The organism is Lichenibacterium minor (assembly GCF_004137685.1).
GTDB lineage: Bacteria > Pseudomonadota > Alphaproteobacteria > Rhizobiales > Beijerinckiaceae > Lichenihabitans > Lichenihabitans minor.
Window position 1 is genome coordinate 1 of the sequence record NZ_QYBB01000181.1, and the last position, 614, is coordinate 614.

The following is a 614-nucleotide window of genomic DNA, read 5'->3' on the forward strand; positions in this document are numbered from 1 at the left end:
TAGACCCCGCCGATGTTGCCCGCCGAGGAATGGTCGACCGCGATCTCGCCCGTGAGGCGCTGGATCACGTAGGCGTTAGGCGGCAGGAACAGCGCCGTACGCTCCCACACGTCGGGCCGTTCGTCTCGCAGCCACAACATCTTGGTGAAGCCGTGATAGCTGTCGACGCCGTTGCCGGTGACGCGGCCAAGACGCGCGAGGTCGAGGTTCGCCCTGACCCAGGCGACCTGCGCCTCGGCGCGGCGGTCCATCCAGATCAGGCACGGGTAGAGCGGCCGCACATCCGCGTCGACCGGGATGCCGGAGCCACCGTAGAGCGAGGAAATGCAGATAGCCTTGATGTCGCCTTCCGGCACGGCTCGGACCACTTCGGCGAGGCAGGCCACGACGGCATCGAGCCAGACGTCGGCGTGCTGCTCGGCCCAGTTAGGACGCGGCGTGTCGGGCGCGTAGGCGCGCGACGCCTGGGCCAGAATTGCGCCGTCACGCCCGACCAGCACCGCCTTGGTGCTCTGCGTGCCGATGTCAACGCCGATGACCTGGTCCATGATGAGCCTCTTCTTGGAACATGGTTCCCAAAGGCGCTCGGCCTTCGGCGGGGTTCCGGGGCTGAG

The 614-nt window shown here is 67.8% G+C and carries 1 protein-coding gene; it reads right to left on the minus strand.

Annotated elements, in window-relative coordinates; translation table 11 throughout:
- Nucleotides 1-548 (minus strand): FGGY family carbohydrate kinase (locus D3273_RS27955; protein WP_245501432.1); only part of this gene is annotated, 548 nt, incomplete at its 3' end.
- Nucleotides 549-614 lie beyond the last annotated feature (66 nt).